At 38.4% G+C, this 593-nt stretch carries 1 protein-coding gene; it reads right to left on the reverse strand.

What is annotated here, in order from left to right:
• Positions 1 to 8: 8 nt before the first annotated feature.
• The coding region (locus tag V3W49_RS22870) for a carboxyl transferase domain-containing protein (protein WP_500148263.1) at positions 9 to 593 on the reverse strand (585 nt) is incomplete at its 5' end.

Below are 593 nucleotides of genomic sequence, written 5' to 3' on the forward strand. Positions count from 1 at the left end.
CATTTCTCTTATAGGTTAATGTTACCGTGTTTTCGTGGATATTGTTTTTCGCGTTTATTGGTTAGCATTTCAAGAGCTTTGATTAACATTGGTCGCGTTTCAGCAGGATCAATTACAGTATCTATACTTCCATGAGATGCGGCAACATATGGATTCTCGAACTTTTCTGTAAAATCATCAATCAATTCTTTCTTCAGTGCTTCTGCGTCTTTTGCCTTGGCAAGTTCCTTTCTATTCATTATTTTGACTGCAGCTTCTGCTCCTAGGACAGCAATTTTTGCTGTAGGCCAAGCGTAATTAATATCAGTTCTAAGATATTTGCTTGCCATTGCAATGTATGCTCCACCATATGCTTTGCCGATAACAAGAGTAATTTTTGGCACGGTTGCCTCACAATATGAAAACAGTAACTTGCTTCCATGACGAATGATTCCATTGTGTTCTTGGTTAGTTCCCGGCATGTATCCAGGGGTATCCACCAAAGTAATTATTGGAATGTTATAACAATCACAAAATCTAATGAATCTTGCAGCCTTGTTTGATGAATCAATGTCTAGTGCACCAGCAAGCTGAAGTGGTTGATTTGCAACGAT

Origin of the sequence: Rosenbergiella sp. YN46 (assembly GCF_036620675.1) — a bacterium.
Taxonomy (GTDB): Bacteria; Pseudomonadota; Gammaproteobacteria; order Enterobacterales; family Enterobacteriaceae; genus Jejubacter.